Source organism: Anoxybacillus mongoliensis (genome assembly GCF_014201515.1).
In the GTDB taxonomy this organism is placed as follows: Bacteria; Bacillota; Bacilli; order Bacillales; family Anoxybacillaceae; genus Anoxybacillus; species Anoxybacillus mongoliensis.
In genome coordinates this window covers 1-17,992 of record NZ_JACHEQ010000015.1, presented here as the reverse complement: position 1 = coordinate 17,992, position 17,992 = coordinate 1, and the positions used below count along the sequence as shown (strand labels likewise).

Genomic DNA, 17,992 nt, shown 5'->3' with positions numbered 1-17,992 from the left:
TTTTTTATTTTTTATGTTAGCGAAGTTGCTCATCTACAGTAATAGAAGTTTTATCATGGATTTTAGGTACTACCCAATAAATAATAATTGCTGGTAATAGAAAAATGGCAGCTACCAAAAATGTTGTTGTTAGTCCAAATTCTAATGCAATAATTCCAAAGATAACACCAGATAGGATTTCTCCCAGGGCACCAACTCCTGAATTTAAAGAAAATAGAGTATTTTTGTAATTATCTGGGAAAAATTTGTTTAAATAACTGATAACAATTGGATGTCTAACATCTTCAACTGCTAACAATATTGAAGTTGCGATTGCCCCTAACGGTTTGAAACCTATTGTTAATACTCCTACTAATAGTAGGCTGACTGATTCTACAATTGTTAAAGACATATATGGATTTGTTTCTATTTTTTTCTCTAATTTCATTGTTATTCCTAAGAGAATTAAAGCAAATATTCCTGCTAGTGCAAAGATATAGCCTAGTCCGGTTTCAGAAAAACCCATCTCATTGAGTAAGGGCTGCCAATATCTTGATACCATATCGTAAGTTAAAGCGGTAAAGAATCCAGATAATACAATTAACAATACTCTTCGTTTATGAAAAACTATTTTTAAACTTTGTTTTAAGATATTTAAAAATGACTCCTTAATATGTTCCTGTTCGTGTTCACTTTTAACAATAGGTAATTTAACAAAAATTGACATCCATATAAACAAGATTGTATAAAGTGCTACTACGATAATAAATGGTAAAAACATATTGTAAGAGTATAGGTAACCACTAATAATACTACCAACAACAATAAATGCAATGAGTATTTGAGTATTTTTCATTACTTCTTTCCCGAATCTCTCTTCTCCTACAACTCTACTCATCCAAGTTTCTAGTGATCCAGAGATGAGCGCATCTGATAAAGCCCATATAATCATAGCTAATATACAGATAATTAATGTATCAATGAAAGGAAAGAAAGCCCATGTTACAACGGAGAGAAAAAAAGAACCCGCAATTGAGAGTTTGATGCCATATCGGTCCGCAAATGTTCCGGATGGTACTTCAAAAATTAACTTTGCTATTTCGAAAATTGTACCTAGCAATCCGATTTGTAGTAAATCATAACCTTGATCCACCAAGTAAAGAATCCATATAGGAGAAAATAATCCCATTGCCAGTCCTCTTAGAACTGCAAAAAATTGAATAGTACGCATACTTATACTCCTTTATACTTATTTAAAATCTTGTAGAACAATAAGTTCAAAATCAATGGCTTCCTTAAGATATTTAGCGATATTAGATAATTTTATATTAGTATCGATTAAGATCTGATTTAATGTTTTATTACCATCAATATTTTGTAATACGTCTATCCATTCGCCAACTTCTTTTCTTGATAAAGAAAACTCAATAATGTTATTGACCACTATGTAATATAAATCATTTTCAACTTTGTTATTATATAGCTTTACTAATTTTACCCCCTCTTTAAAAGACGGAACATGTCCAAGGTTAATTTCTTTATGTTTGTTAAATTTAGATGAAACTTCATTTTCAATATCTGTCCATTCCCCATTAATTGCAGTTAGTATTTTATCTTGTGGACTTTCTAATACAGTTTTTTGATTAATCATATTTGAAAGTAAACCCATGTTTACCAATCTTAATAGAAATTCTGTACCATAGGCTTCCGGATCTTCCTGAATATTTTTAAAGATAACGTTGATCTTATCAAAATCAATAATATTTTCTGTATATTCATTTAAAAAGGCTTCTTGTAATAACTCTGAATTATTAAAATTTAATAAATTTAACATCATCCTATGTGTATATTTTACGTCTTTTCCATAAAAGAAAGGTACTTTTTCACGATTACAGTATTCTTTAGGAAGATATTCCTTTATTGCCTCTCTTAAAATCTTTTTATCCCAAAGTAATTTCGAGTGTAGTTCTTCAGGTATAGAAAATATCCACTCTACAAGCCTATGATCTAAAAATGGAACTCTATTTTCAATATGATTGGCAGCAGCTATCCTATCTTCATGCCAACAATTATACATTTGTAAATCTCTATACTTTGTTAAAGTATAAGATTGCCATGGTGTTAGATTACTATTATCCCCTAGATTTTTGAGAAATTTGGTAGATATTGGGTTTGTAACAAAATGTTCTTCCCAAACGTTTATATTAGTTTTTAATGAACTAATTATCCTGTTTCTCTCAAGAATATTTAAAGAAGAAATAAATCCATTCCAATTTTTTTCGTCCTCTGGAGCGAACATTCTGCTATAACCACCATTAAACTCATCGCTTCCTTGACCTGTAAGTATTACTTTTATATTAGGTCTTATATTTTTGGCATATTTGTGTAGGTTATATTTATAAAATTGTTCAGGCCCACAAAATGGAGTCTCAGTTATCCATAGTAGATGCTTATAACATTGAGGTGTCAATAATTCTTTGTCTTGCCAATCAAAAATAACCTGATGGTTGGGTAAATTAAATGTTTTAGAAATTAAGTGTGCATATTTAGCATCTTCATTTGTAAATGTACTTTGACTCAGTACACTAAAAGTATGGAAATTTTCTCTTTTGGATGCTATTCCTGCGATAGCAGCTGAATCAATCCCACCACTAAGAAACAAACCAATCTCCACATCGCTTTGTAAGCATTTTTCTATTGAATCCTTTAACAATTCCTTATAACCACATATCCAATAATCAACATCTTTATTATTATATTTCTCTTTTTGAATTTTAGTTTCTATATCCCAATACTTCCTTTGATACATGGCACGATCACATATATTTATTTCTAAGTATGTACCTGCTGGTAACTGTTCTACTCCTTTAAAATATGAGACAGGAGGATTTAGATTGGTAGATACATATCCACTAAGCCAAGGATCCGATAAAGCAGTTTCCCAGTCAAACTCCTTAGGACAGTTCGGAGATCTTATAAGAGCTTTAATTTCTGACGCAAAGGTGAAAACATTCTCATTATATGTATAGTACAATGGTTTGATACCAAAGCGATCTCTAGCAAGTATTACTTTATTATATCTACGATCCCATATTGAAATAGCATACATACCTATAAGATCTTCTAAGAAATTAATTCCTTTTTCTTCATAAAGATGTACAATTACTTCACAATCAGAATTTGATTGAAATCTGTGCTTTTTTTCTAATCTTCCTCTTAGCTCTTTATAGTTATATATCTCACCATTCGCTAATACGATGACAGATTTATCTTCATTTTGTAAGGGTTGCTGACCATTTTTTATATCAATTATTGATAATCTTCTAAACCCTAAACCTACATTATTTTTTATATAATATTGTTCATCATCAGGACCACGATATGCAATTTCATCCATCATTATTTTTAGTATATCTTGCTGATTTTTATTAATTGGAGATTGGTTAAGGTTAATAATACCGGCAATACCACACATTTCTGCTCACTCCACTGAATGATTTGTTAACTTTTTTATGTATGCTATTTCTATATTACCTTCTTTTTTAATAGATAAATTTATTCCGAGCTTCTCAGCATTTTTAATTGCTAATTTAGCTGAATAGTTAGCAAATTCTTCAGCATCCATATCAAAATAGAAAAAAGCTTCTGGTATTTCACTTTCATACCATGTATGTGTCTTAACTTCATAACCATCAGACAAATTATTTACTTCAATATTGTCATATAAAAGATTACGACCTTGTGCAAACATCTTTACAAAAGCTTCTGTGTTTCCATAACCGTTTATATAAATCCACTGATCATAATATCCGTGTTCCTCGTACGTTTTATGAATCCAATCAATAAGATCTTCATGGTTCATCCCTTTTTTGGATGCTAATGATATCAACATTACAATGTAGTTAACAATTGTTTTAGATCTAGCCTTTAGCAACTCATTTTCTTCATAAAAAGAAGGAGAATTCGAACTATTCATTCTGAATTTCCCTCCTTTACTTTACATATATAATTTTATAATCAATAAGTTGCTGAATCAGTTCCAAAGTATCTTTTAAACAAGTTTCGTAATCTATGTTATATTCTTTAATTAATAGATTGCATATATCTTTAACATTATTTTTTCCATCAATATAATTGTAAATGTCAGAAGCTATTTCATTTAATGTAATATCAGGTTCAATAATTGTACTTTTTAAGTATTTTCTAGATGATTTTGATTGATCTTTTATTAAAATAGTATTTTCTGTTATCATAGCTTGTTCCTCCTATTTTGTAATTGTTAATATCCAGGTTTCAACTTTTGGCTGACTTCCTTCAAAATCCCAAAAATCTACACTCTCTAAATCATCCATACAATCGACTAAATCTTCTGGGTGAAACCCAAATATTCCCAAAGAATAGTTTTCAATTCCTGCAAGTTTTACAAATTCATCCACTTCGTTTAATGAATAACTTTCTTCTAAAGCTTCTTTCACGAATCGAAAGTATTGAGCTTCTTTAATCTTTTCCTGAAGAATGTCCAAATTTTTTTTATTTGTAGGAAGAGTATCTAAAATAACAATTTTTCCACCAATGGATAGGACTCGATAACATTCCTTAATTCCTAAAACCGGATCTTCCCAATGGTGCAAACATGAATAAGAAACGATATAATCAGCAAAGTTATCTGGATAAGATAAATTATGTACATCTTCTAAATCCAGACTAACTAAATTGTTTAAACCCATATCGGTTGTTAATTTTTGAGTTAACTCATGCATCGCAGGATTTATGTCCACAGCATGTACCTTGGCCCCTGTTCTCTTAGCTAATTGTGTAGTTAAATATCCAGGACCAGTTCCCATATCAATTATAATTCCGTTTATTTTATTGTAATCTCGTGCGAGTCGAGCCCCTAACAAGGGATATAGATATCCTTGATATTTTTCCACAAATTCCTTATACAAAACACATTCTTCTGCTGTAATCACTATTTAATTCCTCCCCACAATAAAAGTGGGCGTGACAGCTACTAAATTTTTATGTGGGATTACGTCATTAAAAATTAATGACCGCCCGCAATTACTGCACGACGAAGTTCAAATGCACGTGGTTTTTTATACTCTTTTTTCATATCGCACACCTCCAAATCTTTTAAAATAGCTTAAATAATTATTGTTAAAAATTAATGACCGCCTGCAATTACTGCACGACGAAGTTCAAATGCACGTGGTTTTTTATACTCTTTTTTCATATCGCACACCTTCTATATAATACCTATTATCCTAACAAATAGTAGCTATCACGCTAATGATAATTATATTTAACTAAAAAAATTTTTTCAACTATTTATTTTCAGAAAATTATAGATTTAAAATAATTTGTTAGTTAATAAATTATTTTTAAAAAGAGGGAGGTATGTATTAAAATGTATAATTCAGTAAAAGACTCTGTTCTAAATGAAATAATTAATCCATTAACAATCGATGATTTTTTAAAATCATATTGGCCTAAAAAACCCCTTGTATCTAATGGAGACCCAAATCGATTTGATGTTATTCCAGGATTCGACCAAATTAAAAATTTAAATGATATTCTGGAAATATATAATAACCCAGTAATGGTTGTAGGAAACGCCGTTGTTGAAGAATCTGGGGGTATAATGGATAGATTGTTAGTTCCATCTAATGAAGCTTTACAGTGGTATGAAAAAGGGGCTGCTTTAGAATTTGATTTTACTGATTTATTTATTCCCCGATCTAGAAGATGGATTGAAAGTTTAAAAAGTGATTTACGATTACCCGAAGGAACTTTATCTAAAGTAATTGTTTATGCTGCCAAGAATGGTGGGGGATTTAAGGCACATTTCGATGCTTATACAAATTTTATTTTCCAAATAAAAGGAGAAAAAATATGGAAACTATATGAAAATCATAATGTAGAAAACCCTACCTTACATTATGACTTAGCAGAGGCTCCTTATTATCCTGAAGAATTAAAGAAATATTGGACAGGAGAGCCTCCAGCAGAGGATCTTCCAGACGCAGATGTAGTAAAATTGACACCAGGATCAATGTTATATCTTCCAAGGGGAGTATGGCATTCTACAAAGTCAGATGAAGAAACGTTAGCAATTAATATAACTTTTGGACAACCTACTTGGTTGGATCTACTACTTTCTGAAATGAGAAGCCGCCTTGTAAGTAATAATAAGTGGAGAGAACTTGCACTAAATTATAATTCTCTAAATAATGAAGAGAAAAATAAAGTATTCAAAGATATTGACAGTATGCTTTCTTTATTAAGAAAAGAAGTAGAAAAGATTACTCCTGGAGACTTATTAAAACATCAATCTGGAGACTTTGACCCATACCAGTCTACCCAACTAGTATTTAGACAACTATTAACTCGTTATTAGAAATAAAAAGTGAATGTTTGTAAATCCTGAATCCGTGACAAAACATCTTTACAATGATCACAAACCATTGGTACGATAAAGGAAAACTACGTTAACGACTTTTCATCAAGTAGGTGAATGTCATGAAAGATTTCCCGATTCGGTTTGTGTTGACAAATGAAGCGATTACTCCAAGTGCTGGGCTTGCTCTTGTGGGCTACTTACTACACCAAACGAAACTGGATAAACAACTAAGCGCGCTTCGGCTTCGAACCGTTCGTCGAGACGTGCACATTTCCCACATAGCGACGTCATTCTTGCTTACCACAGGAAAAACGGGTTTTGATCATATCGAAGCGGATCGTCAGGACGATCTTTTTTCGACATCGATGGGGATTCATCATCATATCCGTCAAGTTTAGCGCTAAAAATCGTTCTATCCATACACAGTGTTTGTGCCCATCGGATGAAGAAAAGAATATTTCTCATTTTAGGCATGCCAAACAACCCTCCCAAAGAGGGTTGTTTGGCATTTTTATCAATAATATTTGCTCTTCACCACAAGTTGTACTTGAGATTTTAAGATAGGTATGCATAGGGAAAATAGAGAGTTCAAAACATGCCAGTTCTTCTTTAGTAACTATTCAGCCACATCATAAAGTGAGCTGAATATTTTTTGTATTTCCTGTCTATGATGTGAATATTGATAGACAAGGAGGTGAATCGCATGTTGACGGTACAACAAGCTGTATTTACAGTTGAGAGCTTAATCAGCAAAGTCCAACAACAAAAACAGCTCATTCATCAACTTGTTCAAGAAAATGAACATTTGCGTCACGAAATCAAACAGCTGCGCAAAGAAAATGAACAACTGAAGTATCGCGTTCAAGAGCTGGAAGCACGCACGAAAAAAAACAGCTCCAATAGCCATTTGCCCCCATCTTCTGACCGTTTTCACACCCATTCTTCTCGCAAGCCATCTGGCAACAAGCCAGGCGGACAAGAAGGGCATCAAGGAACGACGCTCCGTCAAGTGGAACATCCGCATCATCGCATCGTTCATCGTGTGCATACGTGTCAAGGATGTGGGGCTTCTTTGCGTGAAGTCAAACCGTTCAAAGTCGATATCCGTCAAGTGTTTGATGTCCCTCCTGTGACGATCGAGGTGGCACAACATGAACGTGAAGTGAAATCGTGTCCACATTGTCGATGTGTTCAACAAGCGGAGTTTCCACCACATGTCACGAATCATGTGCAGAAACAAGTTTGCGCATCAAGGGGAAACTCGCATGGGTGCATGTCGCGTGCACATCGAAATATACGTACTTGGCTCCTCACGTTTCTCGCGGAAAGAAAGCGACCGATGACATCGGGATTCTTCCGCGATATCAAGGGACGATGATGCACGATGGGTTCGGTACGTATCCAAAATACACGCAAGCCACCCATGCCCTTTGTCACGCCCATCATTTGCGTGAATTGAAGGGTTTCATCGAACAAGGGCATACATGGGCATCGCGCATGACCACGTTTCTGTTAGCCGCCAAACAGGCCGTCGAAGCTCATCACGGTACACTTTCCGAAAAAGAAGCGAAACGATGGGAACGAGTGTATGGTCGCATTCTAGAAAGAGCACAGCACCGATTAGAAACGATGACGCCTCTTCCGAAAAAAGCACTCGCTTTTGTTCGACGGCTTCAGAAACGAAAGGAAGAAGCGTTGCGTTTCTTACGTGAAGTGCATGTTCCCTTTGATAACAACCAAGCCGAACGCGATCTTCGCATGGTCAAAGTGAAAGAGAACATTTCGGGTACATTTCGCGAAGAAACATTCGCCCAGTCGTTTTGCATCACAAGAAGCATCGTTTCCACACTGACGAAACACGAAAAAAACGTGTGGGACTCGTTATGTCTTCTGTTGACGGGCGACACGCTCGATCGTATTCTTTCTACCACTTAGGGCATTTTCTATCACGGAGATGCCCTATTTGTGTTGCGCTTTTTTACATACTACTATCGGGGTGAATAGTTACCTTCTTTACTTTAAAAGTGATCAGAATATTTTTAGAAATTCAGGCAATATCCGCCATGCGCCATGCGCGAAAAGCAGTCGTCACCGTTTCGATCGACAAAGTTGATTTCATTTCGTCCGCAAAAGTTGGCGATATTTTAAAGCTTGAAGCATTCGTCTACTCGACCGGTCGCACATCCATGAAAGTATTCGTCAAAGTCGAAACAGAGGATTTATTTACAGGCGAACATCACTTAACAACGACATGCTTTTTAACGATGGTCGCCATCGATCAAAACAAAAAACCAACCCCTGTTCCAAAAGTTATCATTAGCGAACGGGAAGAACAAATCGTACAACTGTATCAGCAAAACAAACGAATCAACAAGGCATAGCATACATTCATATAAAAAACACACGTCCGATTACATGCATCGTAATCCATGACGTGTGTTTTTTAAGCTTTATTCCACCGTTACCGACTTCGCTAAGTTGCGCGGTTTGTCGACGTCGCAGCCACGGTGTAAGGCCGCATAGTAAGCAATTAATTGCAATGGTACGACTGATGCAAGTGGTGTGAGCATCGGATGAACGGCTGGGATGACGAAACGGTCGTCCTCCATATCTAATCCTTTCATCGAGATGATGCACGGATTAGCGCCGCGGGCGACAACTTCTTTGACGTTCCCGCGAATGCTTAAGTTCACATGTTCTTGTGTCGCTAATGCGATCACTGGTGTGCCATTTTCAATTAAAGCGATCGTACCGTGCTTTAATTCTCCACCCGCAAAGCCTTCTGCTTGAATGTAAGAAATTTCTTTTAACTTTAATGCGCCTTCTAATACGACATAATAGTCAACTGCACGACCAATAAAGAAGCAGTTGCGTGTTGTTGCTAAATACTCACGTGCGATTTGTTCCATTTCATGCTTTGCGTCGCAAAGTGTCTCCATCGCATTTGCAACAATGCCGAGTTCTTTTGTAACGTCAACATTCAACTCGATGCCTTTTGCTTTTGCGGCAACCGCAGCTAACATCGCAAGCACCGCAATTTGTGCTGTATATGCTTTCGTTGATGCAACAGCAATTTCTGGCCCAGCATGAAGAAGAAGCGTATAATCTGCTTCGCGCGATAATGTCGAGCCTGGCACGTTCGTAATCGTTAATGATTTATGACCAAGCTCTTTCGTACGTACAAGCACCGCACGGCTGTCCGCTGTTTCCCCACTTTGTGAAATATAAATAAATAGCGGTTTTTCTGATAAAAGCGGCATATTGTATGAAAATTCGCTTGCGATATGCACTTCCACAGGAATTTTCGCCCAGTTTTCGATCAATTGTTTACCGACTAAACCAGCATGATAGCTCGTGCCGCATGCGACAATATATAAACGGTCTGCTTCTTTGACTGCTTGAACAATGTTTTCGTCAATCGCCAATTCACCTTGTTCGTTGCGATATTTTTCAATTAAACGGCGAATGACAAGCGGTTGTTCGTCAATTTCTTTTAACATGTAGTAAGGATACGTTCCTTTTTCAATGTCGCTTGCATCCAATTCCGCCACATACGGTGCACGCTCTACGACTTCACCATTTAACTTTTTAATCGTTACACTTTCTTTTGTGACGACGACGATTTCTTTATCCATTAACTCGACATATTCGTTTGTCACTTGCAACATCGCTAATGCGTCGCTGGCGACAACGTTGAACCCTTTGCCTAATCCAGCTAAAAGCGGGCTTTTATTTTTCGCTGCGTAAATGACGCCATCGTTTTCTGCATCAATTAAAGCGATCGCATATGAACCTTTCAATAACGAAAGCGTCTTACGAAACGCTTCTTCTACCGATAATCCTTCGTTTACAAACGTTTCAATTAACTGCACAATGACTTCTGTATCTGTATCACTTGTAAACGACACGTGTGCTAAATAATCACGTTTTAGCAATTCGTAGTTTTCGATCACACCATTATGCACAAGGGTAAAACGACCAGATGCACTTTGGTGTGGATGGGCATTGACACGGTTCGGTACGCCATGTGTCGCCCAACGTGTATGACCGATGCCAAGCGGCGCGTCTACATCTTCTGCGACAATGGCACGCAAATCAGCGATGCGTCCTTTTTCTTTAAACACATGGACACCTTGTTCGTTTAATAACGCAATACCCGCAGAGTCATATCCGCGATACTCTAATTTCTCTAATCCGTACAATAAAATTTCTTTTGATGGTTGTTCACCAATATAACCAACGATTCCGCACATAATAAATCCTCCCTAATAATAGGGGCAAGAAGGGGCTCTTGCCCCTTAATTCGTATGTGCGATGAACGTTCTTTCCTTTGTGCAAAGAGTCGCCTCTTTGTTTTAAGAAAGAACTTGCGGCTGTCATCGCCTCAGCCGGGAGGCATCCGCCGAACACTCGATAAACCTCCTCCTCGTCAACTAAGCTTTTTTCCCGTCCAAAGCTTAGTCCAGGCGCTTTAATAACTGTTGTTTTCCGCTATCCCCCTTTCATGTAAGATGTCAAACAACAATAGTTTACAACAATAAAGAGGCAAACGTCAATGTGTATCGCTTACCCCTGTATAAACAAAATATGCATAAATGGAATAAATCGTTCCATTTATGCATATCGTTTACCGAAAACATTATTGTACGCCAAAGCGCTCACGAATAACAGACGCAATGCGCTCGACGTATTGATCGCAAAGTTCATTTGTCGGCGCTTCTGCCATCACGCGAACGAGCGGTTCCGTACCAGACGGGCGAACGAGAATGCGGCCGTTTCCAGCCATTTCTTCTTCTACCTCACGAATGACGCGTTGTACTTCTTCGCTTGCGATTGCTTCATGTTTATCCGTTACTTTTACGTTCACTAATTTTTGTGGGTATTTTTTCATTTCCCCTGCTAGCTCAGAAAGCGGCTTTTTCGTTACTTTCATAATGTTGACAAGCTGTAGCGCCGTTAGTAACCCGTCGCCTGTTGTATTGTAATCGAGGAAAATAATATGCCCCGATTGTTCTCCACCTAAATTGTAACCGTTCTTTTTCATTTCTTCGACGACGTAACGGTCGCCAACGGCTGTTTGCACACTTTTGATCCCTTTCGCCTCAAGCGCTTTATAAAAACCAAGGTTGCTCATGACGGTTGAGACGACCGTTTGATGTTTCAAACGCCCTTGTTCATGTAAATATTTTGCGCAAATGTACATAATTTGGTCACCGTCAACAATTTCACCGTTTTCATCAACCGCAATTAATCGGTCGCCATCTCCATCAAACGCTAACCCTACATCTGCCCCTTTTTCCTTCACAAATGCCGCTAACGCCTCCGGATGTGTTGAGCCGACACCGTCGTTAATATTTAACCCGTTCGGTGATGCACCCATCGTAGACACATCGGCATCTAAATCAGCAAATAAGTGCGTCGCTAATGACGATGTCGCACCGTGCGCGCAATCAAGCGCTACGTGAATGCCGGAAAAATCCTCGTCTACTGTTTGCTTTAAATATTGTAAATATTTTTGTCCGCCTTCAAAATAGTCGTTTACTTGCCCTAAATCTTTGCCGATTGGACGTGGCAACGTATCTTCTTCACTATCGAGAAGAGCTTCAATTTCTTGTTCTTGTTCATCGGACAGCTTAAAGCCATCTGGACCAAAAAACTTAATACCGTTATCTTGAACAGGGTTATGCGAAGCGGAGATCATCACCCCCGCTTGCGCCCCTAACACTTTTGTTAAATATGCGACGCCCGGTGTAGAAATCACACCAAGGCGCATCACTTCCGCCCCGATGGAGAGCAGTCCAGCTACAAGCGCCCCTTCAAGCATATGACCAGAAATGCGTGTATCGCGCCCAATTAATACTTTTGGACGTTCTTTATCTTTCGTTAATACGTAGCCACCAAAACGACCAATTTTAAAAGCTAATTCTGGTGTTAATTCACTATTTGCAATTCCTCGAACACCGTCTGTTCCGAAATACTTACCCATGCTATCGCTCCTTTTATCATGACTCATTTCTTATAATACGGATGGTTGCTTCTTTTTGCGGTAGTTTCCATCGAACGTTTTGAGGCCCGTTGACTTCAATTGGCACAGTATGCTCACCAATGCCTAATTCACTAACGTTTAAGTATACCTCAATATCCTTTAACTGAATAGCATTCAGTACACGTTGAGCCCCTAAAGCTGTTAATGTAATATTGCGATCAACAGGATCAATCAGTTCCGCTTTATATGCATCGTTCAATCCGATAATTTCAATCGGGACGTTGTCAAACGTTCTCTCTTTTTCTTGCTCTACTTCAATTAAAATTGTCACTTTTGCTGGGTCGACCACCTTTACTCCTTTTGGTACAGGCACATCAACTTGTAACGTCGTATCACTTGTAATATCGCTTAGATCAACTTCAATACCACTAAGAAACTCGATCTCATCGATTTTTGCTTTTGGTCCGAAAATCGTGACTTCGCTCGGAATGACTTCCATTTTCACAATGCTTAATCCTTCTCGTAACGTTCCTTTTCGTTCAATTTTTAGAGGAACGGTTTTGCTTGGGCTTTTAATTGGGACGGTAATGTCTACGATAGACGGCTCAACATCCAGAGGCAATACATTCCCTTCTTTATCATACACCGTCACTTTTGATTCTCGCTCAATCGTTTCCTCGACCCCTTTTAAATCGACGCGTGCCTTCACTAGCGCCACTTTGTCAATTAACGATTTTGCTCCTGTTACTTTCACAACATTTGGCTTGACAATTGGCTGTTCTGGTGAATAACCATCGGCAATTTGGGATTTATTAATAAAATCAACTTCCACTGGAAAGTCTTTTGACACTCGTTCATCGATAGTTACAGTAATTGTCGCTGGATCAATGGTGACGCGTAACTTTTCAGAAATATTTCGGTATTTCAAAGGGACGGTATGCTGACCAATTGACAATTTAGATAAATCTACATACACTTCAAAATCTCGTTGCAGCTTTGTTGGCGTGACAATACTTTTCGGTCCTTCAAGCATCACGTTAACCGATTGAGGAATGCCAGAAACAACAAGGTTTTCTTGATCGTAATACGCTACCACTGGCACGTCCGTCACCGTTTCAACATCCGTTTGTCCAACCGTATTTCGTGACATACTATTCGATTGTGTTTCAATATTAACTGAAACGTAAATCATAAGCGCTAACAACAAAGAAAAAATGCGTATAAACCATGGGCTATTCATCCATTTATCCACTTTTTTTCGCCCTCCACTGCCAACGAGATGAAGAAGTTGCTTTCGGCTGAACAAGCTCCTTCGTCAGCAATTCTCGTAATACATCTAATTTTAAATCGCGGTAAAGCTCCCCATTTTTCGTAACAGAAATCGCTCCTGTTTCTTCGGACACAACAACAGTAATGCTGTCTGTCACTTCACTAATACCTAATGCCGCGCGATGTCTCGTACCGAGCTCTTTAGAAATAAACGGACTTTCTGACAATGGCAAATAACATGATGCCGCAGCAATTTGGTTTTTTTGTATAATGACAGCTCCATCGTGAAGTGGTGTATTTGGAATAAAAATGTTAATGAGCAATTCTGATGAAACATGCGCGTGTAATGGAATGCCGGTTTCAATATAATCGCCCATTCCTGTTTCTCGCTCAATAGAAATAAGGGCTCCGATCCGTCGTTTTGCCATATACTCTGTCGCTTTTGCAATGGCTTCAATCATATACGTTTGTTCTTCTTCTTCAGGGGTCGTACTTCGCGAAAACAATTTTCCTCTTCCTAGTTGTTCAAGTGCTCGGCGTAATTCTGGTTGAAAAATGATAATGATAGCTAAAAAACCCCACGTAATCGCTTGGTCCATCAACCATTGTAACGTGCTTAACCCAATGAAGCTACTCACAATTCGGACAAGAATAATGACAATAATCCCTTTAAGCAGTTGCACCGCTTTCGTGCCGCGCACAACCATAATGAGCTTATAAATGACAAACCAAACGACAAGAATGTCTACAAACTTAATGAGGTAGTTAACAAATGTTGGGAGCTCTCCAAATGGCATTCTTACACTTCCTTCACTCATTCTAATTGCTCTCACATGTAAAAAAGCCATCAATATGGATGGCTATTTCGTTAATGTTTTGGCGATATTGTAACCGACTCTTTTTACATTATACCAAATCCAATCAAATACTTCATTAACTTCTTCAATTTGTCCCGTTACTTCGCCAGCAGAAGCTAAATATTTATGACCGTTAATGACCGTCACATTGCCGTGCACTTCTCCTTCAATTTTAATATCGCCGTTTCGGACAACAATATCTCCTTCAACAATTTTCCCTTCTGGTACGATGACAGTATGATTTTGAACAATTAAATGTTCTTGTTTAGAAAACGAAAATTCATTATCTTCTTGCCAAACTGCCCATAAACTGCTCGTGCTTAGCAAAAGGAACAACGAGGCGGCAGTCAGAAACGGATGATGGGTAAGCCATCGTTTCCAACGCACACGCCGTTTTTCACGAGGTAAATTGTACATCACTTTTTTAATAAAATCGTCTGAAGGGGTGAAGTGAGAAACATTTTCGACAAACGCCACTGTTTTTTTCAATGCATAGAAATGCTCTCGGCATGCTTCACATTGCTGAATATGGCTACGCAATTGTTGCTCTTCTTCTTTTTGAATGTCTCCGTCTAAATAATCATGCATCCATTGGACGATTTTTTCAGAGCATGGCATCTGTCTCACTCCTTTTTTCATCATAAATGGCCTAAATGTTTACGCAATGCCTCACGACCACGGTGAATGCGCGTTTTCACTGTACCAATTGGCAAATTTAAAATGTCACTAATTTCTTGTAGCGATAATTCATCAATATATTTTAAAACGATGACCGTGCGATATTTTTCCGGTAGTTTTAAAATCGCTTCTTGTACCATTTGTTGTAACTCTAAGCTTTCTAACGCATCTTCCGGAGAAGCTCCTTCATCTGCAAGCTGCGAGTACATCGTTAACCCGTCTGTCCCTGACACCTCTGCATCTAAATAAACATTGGGCTTTTTTTTACGCATGCGATCAATCGATAAGTTCGTCGCAATGCGATATAACCAAGAAGAAAACTTCATTGTCGGATCGTATGTATGAATGTTGACATACGCCCGAATAAACGCTTCTTGGGCCGCGTCCTCTGCTTCATGACGATTTCCTAACATCCGATAGCACAGTTGATAAATTTTATCTTTGTACATTTCGACAATATCTGCAAACGCGCTTTGATCTCCCTTTTTAACCGCTTTAATGCGTTGCTTAATAAACGTGTCCATTCCATATTTACCTCCACATGGGGGCTACTATTTTATACGAATAACATAAAGCAAAGTTCCATAAATCGCAACGAATATGTTAATTTTTTTAAAAAAAATCGAGAGGGGCATCATGCCACCTCTCATACAAGCTTCTCACCAAACAATGATCCCATTAAAGCAACAGCGGTTGCAGCTGTTTTATTCCGCTCATCTAAAATCGGATTGACTTCAACAAATTCCGCTGAAGTGATGATTTGAGCTTCAGCTAACATTTCCATCGCTAAATGACTTTCCCGATATGTCAGTCCGCCAATTACCGGTGTTCCAACTCCTGGTGCATCGTGTGGATCAAGTCCATCTAAGTCAAGAGACAAATGTACACCGTCCGTGCGTTCTTTTAAATACGCAATCGTCTCTTCCATCACTTTCGTCATACCTAGACGATCGATTTCATGCATTGTATATATTTTAATTCCTTTTGCCTTAATGAGTTGTTTTTCACCTTCATCAAGTGCACGAGCACCAATAATCACAATATTTTCTGGTTTCACTTTTGGGCTATATCCACCAATCATCGTTAGAGCTGGATGGCCAAGTCCTAAACTTGCAGCGAGTGACATACCGTGAATATTTCCCGAAGGAGAAGTTTCTTCCGTGTTTAAATCTCCGTGCGCATCATACCAAATCACGCCTAAGTTTTTATAATGTTTAGCTACTCCTGCAAGCGTCCCGATCGCGATGCTATGATCGCCACCAAGCACAAGTGGAAAGCGACCTCTTGTTACAACTTCATCCACTGTAACGGCTAACTTTTCGTTTGCTTCAGCAACCGCTTTCAAGTTTCGTAATTTTGGATTCATCACATCTTGAACGCGCTCAGCGCGACCAATTTGAATATCTCCTAAATCTTCAATATCATGATTTAAGTTTTCTAAACGCTCCACTATGCCAGCGTAGCGAATTGCACTTGGTCCCATATCAACGCCACGACGTGTTTGTCCTAAGTCCATTGGCACACCAATAATCGAAATGTTCATCTTGATCTCCTCCCCTTGCTGTATCTAATATTTATTGTACATGAGGAGAAACAGTTGGCTCAACTCGACAACTTTTTGAATATTTATTCTATAGTAAAAAGAGTAAAAAGAAAAAACCTTAGGTAGTACCTAAGGTTTTAAATAGTATGGTATGGAGCCTATCGGGATCGAACCGATGACCTCCTGCGTGCAAAGCAGGCGCTCTCCCAGCTGAGCTAAGGCCCCATGGAGCGGAAGACGGGACTCGAACCCGCGACCCCCACCTTGGCAAGGTGGTGTTCTACCACTGAACTACTTCCGCAAACAGTGAGCCATGGAGGACTCGAACCTCCGACCCTCTGATTAAAAGTCAGATGCTCTACCTACTGAGCTAATGGCTCATCATATGAATGGCTGGGCTAGCTGGATTCGAACCAGCGCATCACGGAGTCAAAGTCCGTTGCCTTACCGCTTGGCTATAGCCCATTGATGAAACAAAGAAGATGGTGGAGGGGGACGGATTCGAACCGCCGAACCCAAAGGGAGCGGATTTACAGTCCGCCGCGTTTAGCCACTTCGCTACCCCTCCGCAGATGGTGCCGGCTGCAGGACTTGAACCCGCAACCTACTGATTACAAGTCAGTTGCTCTACCAATTGAGCTAAGCCGGCAAGCTGACTACATTATATTGTCCAGTTCCCTATCAGTTTATCCAAATGTATGGTGGAGGATGACGGGATCGAACCGCCGACCCCTTGCTTGTAAGGCAAGTGCTCTCCCAGCTGAGCTAATCCTCCATATAAGATGACCCGTACGGGATTCGAACCCGTGTTACCGCCGTGAAAGGGCGGTGTCTTAACCACTTGACCAACGGGCCAACATACGACACACAAGCTTCCAACCGGGCTTGAACCGGTGACCTCTTCCTTACCATGGAAGTGCTCTACCAACTGAGCTATGGAAGCACTGGCTCCGCAGGTAGGATTCGAACCTACGACCGCTCGGTTAACAGCCGAGTGCTCTACCACTGAGCTACTGCGGAATAAAGATGTAAGGGCTTCATACTGCTTAACCATTATTTAAGATAAAGCGTACTGCCTCTTCCTCTACTCGCATACTCAGCGATGATGGATGCGTCGAGGCAACTCGCAGTTTACTCAATGGAGCATCGCTCGTCACTGAGCTACTGCGGAATAATTCATGTTTTGCCCGGCAACGTCCTACTCTCGCAGGCGGTGTCCCGCCAACTACCATCGGCGCTGGAGAGCTTAACTTCCGTGTTCGGGATGGGAACGGGTGTGA

Annotated in this window: 13 protein-coding genes, 10 tRNA genes, 1 rRNA gene and 3 pseudogenes; 4 read left to right on the top strand and 23 right to left on the bottom strand. The window is 38.8% G+C overall.

Annotation, left to right across the window (positions count from 1 at the left end; all coding sequences use genetic code 11):
• Window positions 1–16 precede the first annotated feature (16 nt).
• The 5 genes from HNR43_RS11875 to HNR43_RS11855 are packed head-to-tail and all read right to left on the bottom strand — an operon-like array spanning window position 17 to window position 4,949.
• Window positions 17–1,210 carry an MFS transporter gene (locus HNR43_RS11875; RefSeq protein WP_183244123.1) on the bottom strand — a complete coding sequence of 398 codons (1,194 nt, stop codon included), beginning with the start codon at window positions 1,208–1,210 and terminating at the stop codon, window positions 17–19.
• A gap of 18 nt (window positions 1,211–1,228) precedes the next feature.
• Window positions 1,229–3,454, bottom strand: coding sequence for an asparagine synthase (glutamine-hydrolyzing) (gene asnB / locus HNR43_RS11870; RefSeq protein ID WP_183244121.1), 2,226 nt, complete (start codon window positions 3,452–3,454; stop codon window positions 1,229–1,231).
• A gap of 6 nt (window positions 3,455–3,460) precedes the next feature.
• A complete protein-coding gene (locus HNR43_RS11865) occupies window positions 3,461–3,955 on the bottom strand; it encodes a hypothetical protein (RefSeq protein ID WP_183244119.1) in 495 nt (164 codons plus the stop codon).
• 16 nt (window positions 3,956–3,971) lie between these two features.
• A complete protein-coding gene (locus HNR43_RS11860) occupies window positions 3,972–4,232 on the bottom strand; it encodes a PqqD family protein (RefSeq protein ID WP_183244117.1) in 261 nt (86 codons plus the stop codon).
• Window positions 4,233–4,244: 12 nt separating this feature from the next.
• Window positions 4,245–4,949, bottom strand: a complete 705-nt coding sequence (locus HNR43_RS11855) for a methyltransferase domain-containing protein (RefSeq protein ID WP_183244115.1) — start codon at window positions 4,947–4,949, stop codon at window positions 4,245–4,247.
• Window positions 4,950–5,386: 437 nt separating this feature from the next.
• On the opposite strand from HNR43_RS11855, the gene HNR43_RS11850 reads away from it, so the two are divergent.
• From HNR43_RS11850 to HNR43_RS11835, 4 genes and pseudogenes are all read left to right on the top strand, one after another.
• Entirely contained in the window at window positions 5,387–6,376 is a 990-nt protein-coding gene (locus HNR43_RS11850) for a JmjC domain-containing protein (protein ID WP_183244113.1), read from the top strand.
• Between the two features lie 122 nt (window positions 6,377–6,498).
• Window positions 6,499–6,759, top strand: a pseudogene (locus HNR43_RS11845) (IS1380 family transposase); the annotation flags it as partial.
• Window positions 6,760–7,082: 323 nt separating this feature from the next.
• Window positions 7,083–8,314: pseudogene (gene tnpC, locus HNR43_RS11840) on the top strand (IS66 family transposase).
• Between the two features lie 107 nt (window positions 8,315–8,421).
• A pseudogene (locus tag HNR43_RS11835) lies at window positions 8,422–8,760 on the top strand (acyl-CoA thioesterase); the annotation flags it as partial.
• Between the two features lie 69 nt (window positions 8,761–8,829).
• On the opposite strand, the gene glmS reads toward HNR43_RS11835, so the two are convergent.
• The 18 genes from glmS to rrf form a co-directional block, all read right to left on the bottom strand.
• Complete coding sequence (gene glmS / locus HNR43_RS11830; RefSeq protein WP_183244111.1) at window positions 8,830–10,632, bottom strand: glutamine--fructose-6-phosphate transaminase (isomerizing); 1,803 nt, start codon at window positions 10,630–10,632, stop codon at window positions 8,830–8,832.
• A gap of 386 nt (window positions 10,633–11,018) precedes the next feature.
• Complete coding sequence (glmM, locus tag HNR43_RS11825; protein WP_183244109.1) at window positions 11,019–12,365, bottom strand: phosphoglucosamine mutase; 1,347 nt, start codon at window positions 12,363–12,365, stop codon at window positions 11,019–11,021.
• Between the two features lie 16 nt (window positions 12,366–12,381).
• Window positions 12,382–13,617 (bottom strand): CdaR family protein, encoded by a 1,236-nt coding sequence (locus tag HNR43_RS11820; protein WP_183244107.1) that lies wholly within the window; start codon window positions 13,615–13,617, stop codon window positions 12,382–12,384.
• Window positions 13,610–14,431, bottom strand: a complete 822-nt coding sequence (cdaA, locus tag HNR43_RS11815) for a diadenylate cyclase CdaA (RefSeq protein ID WP_183244106.1) — start codon at window positions 14,429–14,431, stop codon at window positions 13,610–13,612. The genes HNR43_RS11820 and cdaA overlap by 8 nt, the downstream gene beginning before the upstream one ends.
• Window positions 14,432–14,494: 63 nt before the next feature.
• On the bottom strand, window positions 14,495–15,109 hold the full coding sequence (locus HNR43_RS11810; RefSeq protein ID WP_183244104.1) for an anti-sigma factor family protein: 615 nt from the start codon (window positions 15,107–15,109) through the stop codon (window positions 14,495–14,497).
• A 20-nt stretch (window positions 15,110–15,129) separates the two neighbouring features.
• The gene (gene sigW / locus HNR43_RS11805) at window positions 15,130–15,693 is read right to left on the bottom strand and encodes an RNA polymerase sigma factor SigW (protein ID WP_183244102.1); all 564 of its coding nucleotides are present in this window, start codon (window positions 15,691–15,693) and stop codon (window positions 15,130–15,132) included.
• Between the two features lie 122 nt (window positions 15,694–15,815).
• Complete coding sequence (gene rocF, locus HNR43_RS11800; RefSeq protein ID WP_183244100.1) at window positions 15,816–16,712, bottom strand: arginase; 897 nt, start codon at window positions 16,710–16,712, stop codon at window positions 15,816–15,818.
• A gap of 152 nt (window positions 16,713–16,864) precedes the next feature.
• Window positions 16,865–16,937: transfer RNA gene (locus tag HNR43_RS11795), tRNA-Ala, on the bottom strand.
• Between the two features lies 1 nt (window position 16,938).
• Window positions 16,939–17,013: transfer RNA gene (locus HNR43_RS11790), tRNA-Gly, on the bottom strand.
• Window positions 17,014–17,019: 6 nt separating this feature from the next.
• Window positions 17,020–17,092, bottom strand: a tRNA-Lys gene (locus tag HNR43_RS11785).
• Between the two features lie 10 nt (window positions 17,093–17,102).
• Window positions 17,103–17,177: transfer RNA gene (locus tag HNR43_RS11780), tRNA-Gln, on the bottom strand.
• A gap of 18 nt (window positions 17,178–17,195) precedes the next feature.
• Window positions 17,196–17,280: transfer RNA gene (locus HNR43_RS11775), tRNA-Tyr, on the bottom strand.
• Between the two features lie 5 nt (window positions 17,281–17,285).
• A tRNA-Thr gene (locus tag HNR43_RS11770) sits at window positions 17,286–17,361 on the bottom strand.
• Window positions 17,362–17,411: 50 nt separating this feature from the next.
• Window positions 17,412–17,487: transfer RNA gene (locus HNR43_RS11765), tRNA-Val, on the bottom strand.
• A gap of 8 nt (window positions 17,488–17,495) precedes the next feature.
• Window positions 17,496–17,567: transfer RNA gene (locus HNR43_RS11760), tRNA-Glu, on the bottom strand.
• 15 nt (window positions 17,568–17,582) lie between these two features.
• Window positions 17,583–17,655 (bottom strand) — tRNA-Thr (locus HNR43_RS11755).
• Window positions 17,656–17,657: 2 nt separating this feature from the next.
• Window positions 17,658–17,732, bottom strand: a tRNA-Asn gene (locus tag HNR43_RS11750).
• 165 nt (window positions 17,733–17,897) lie between these two features.
• Window positions 17,898–17,992: ribosomal RNA gene (gene rrf / locus HNR43_RS11745) — 5S ribosomal RNA — on the bottom strand; the annotation flags it as partial.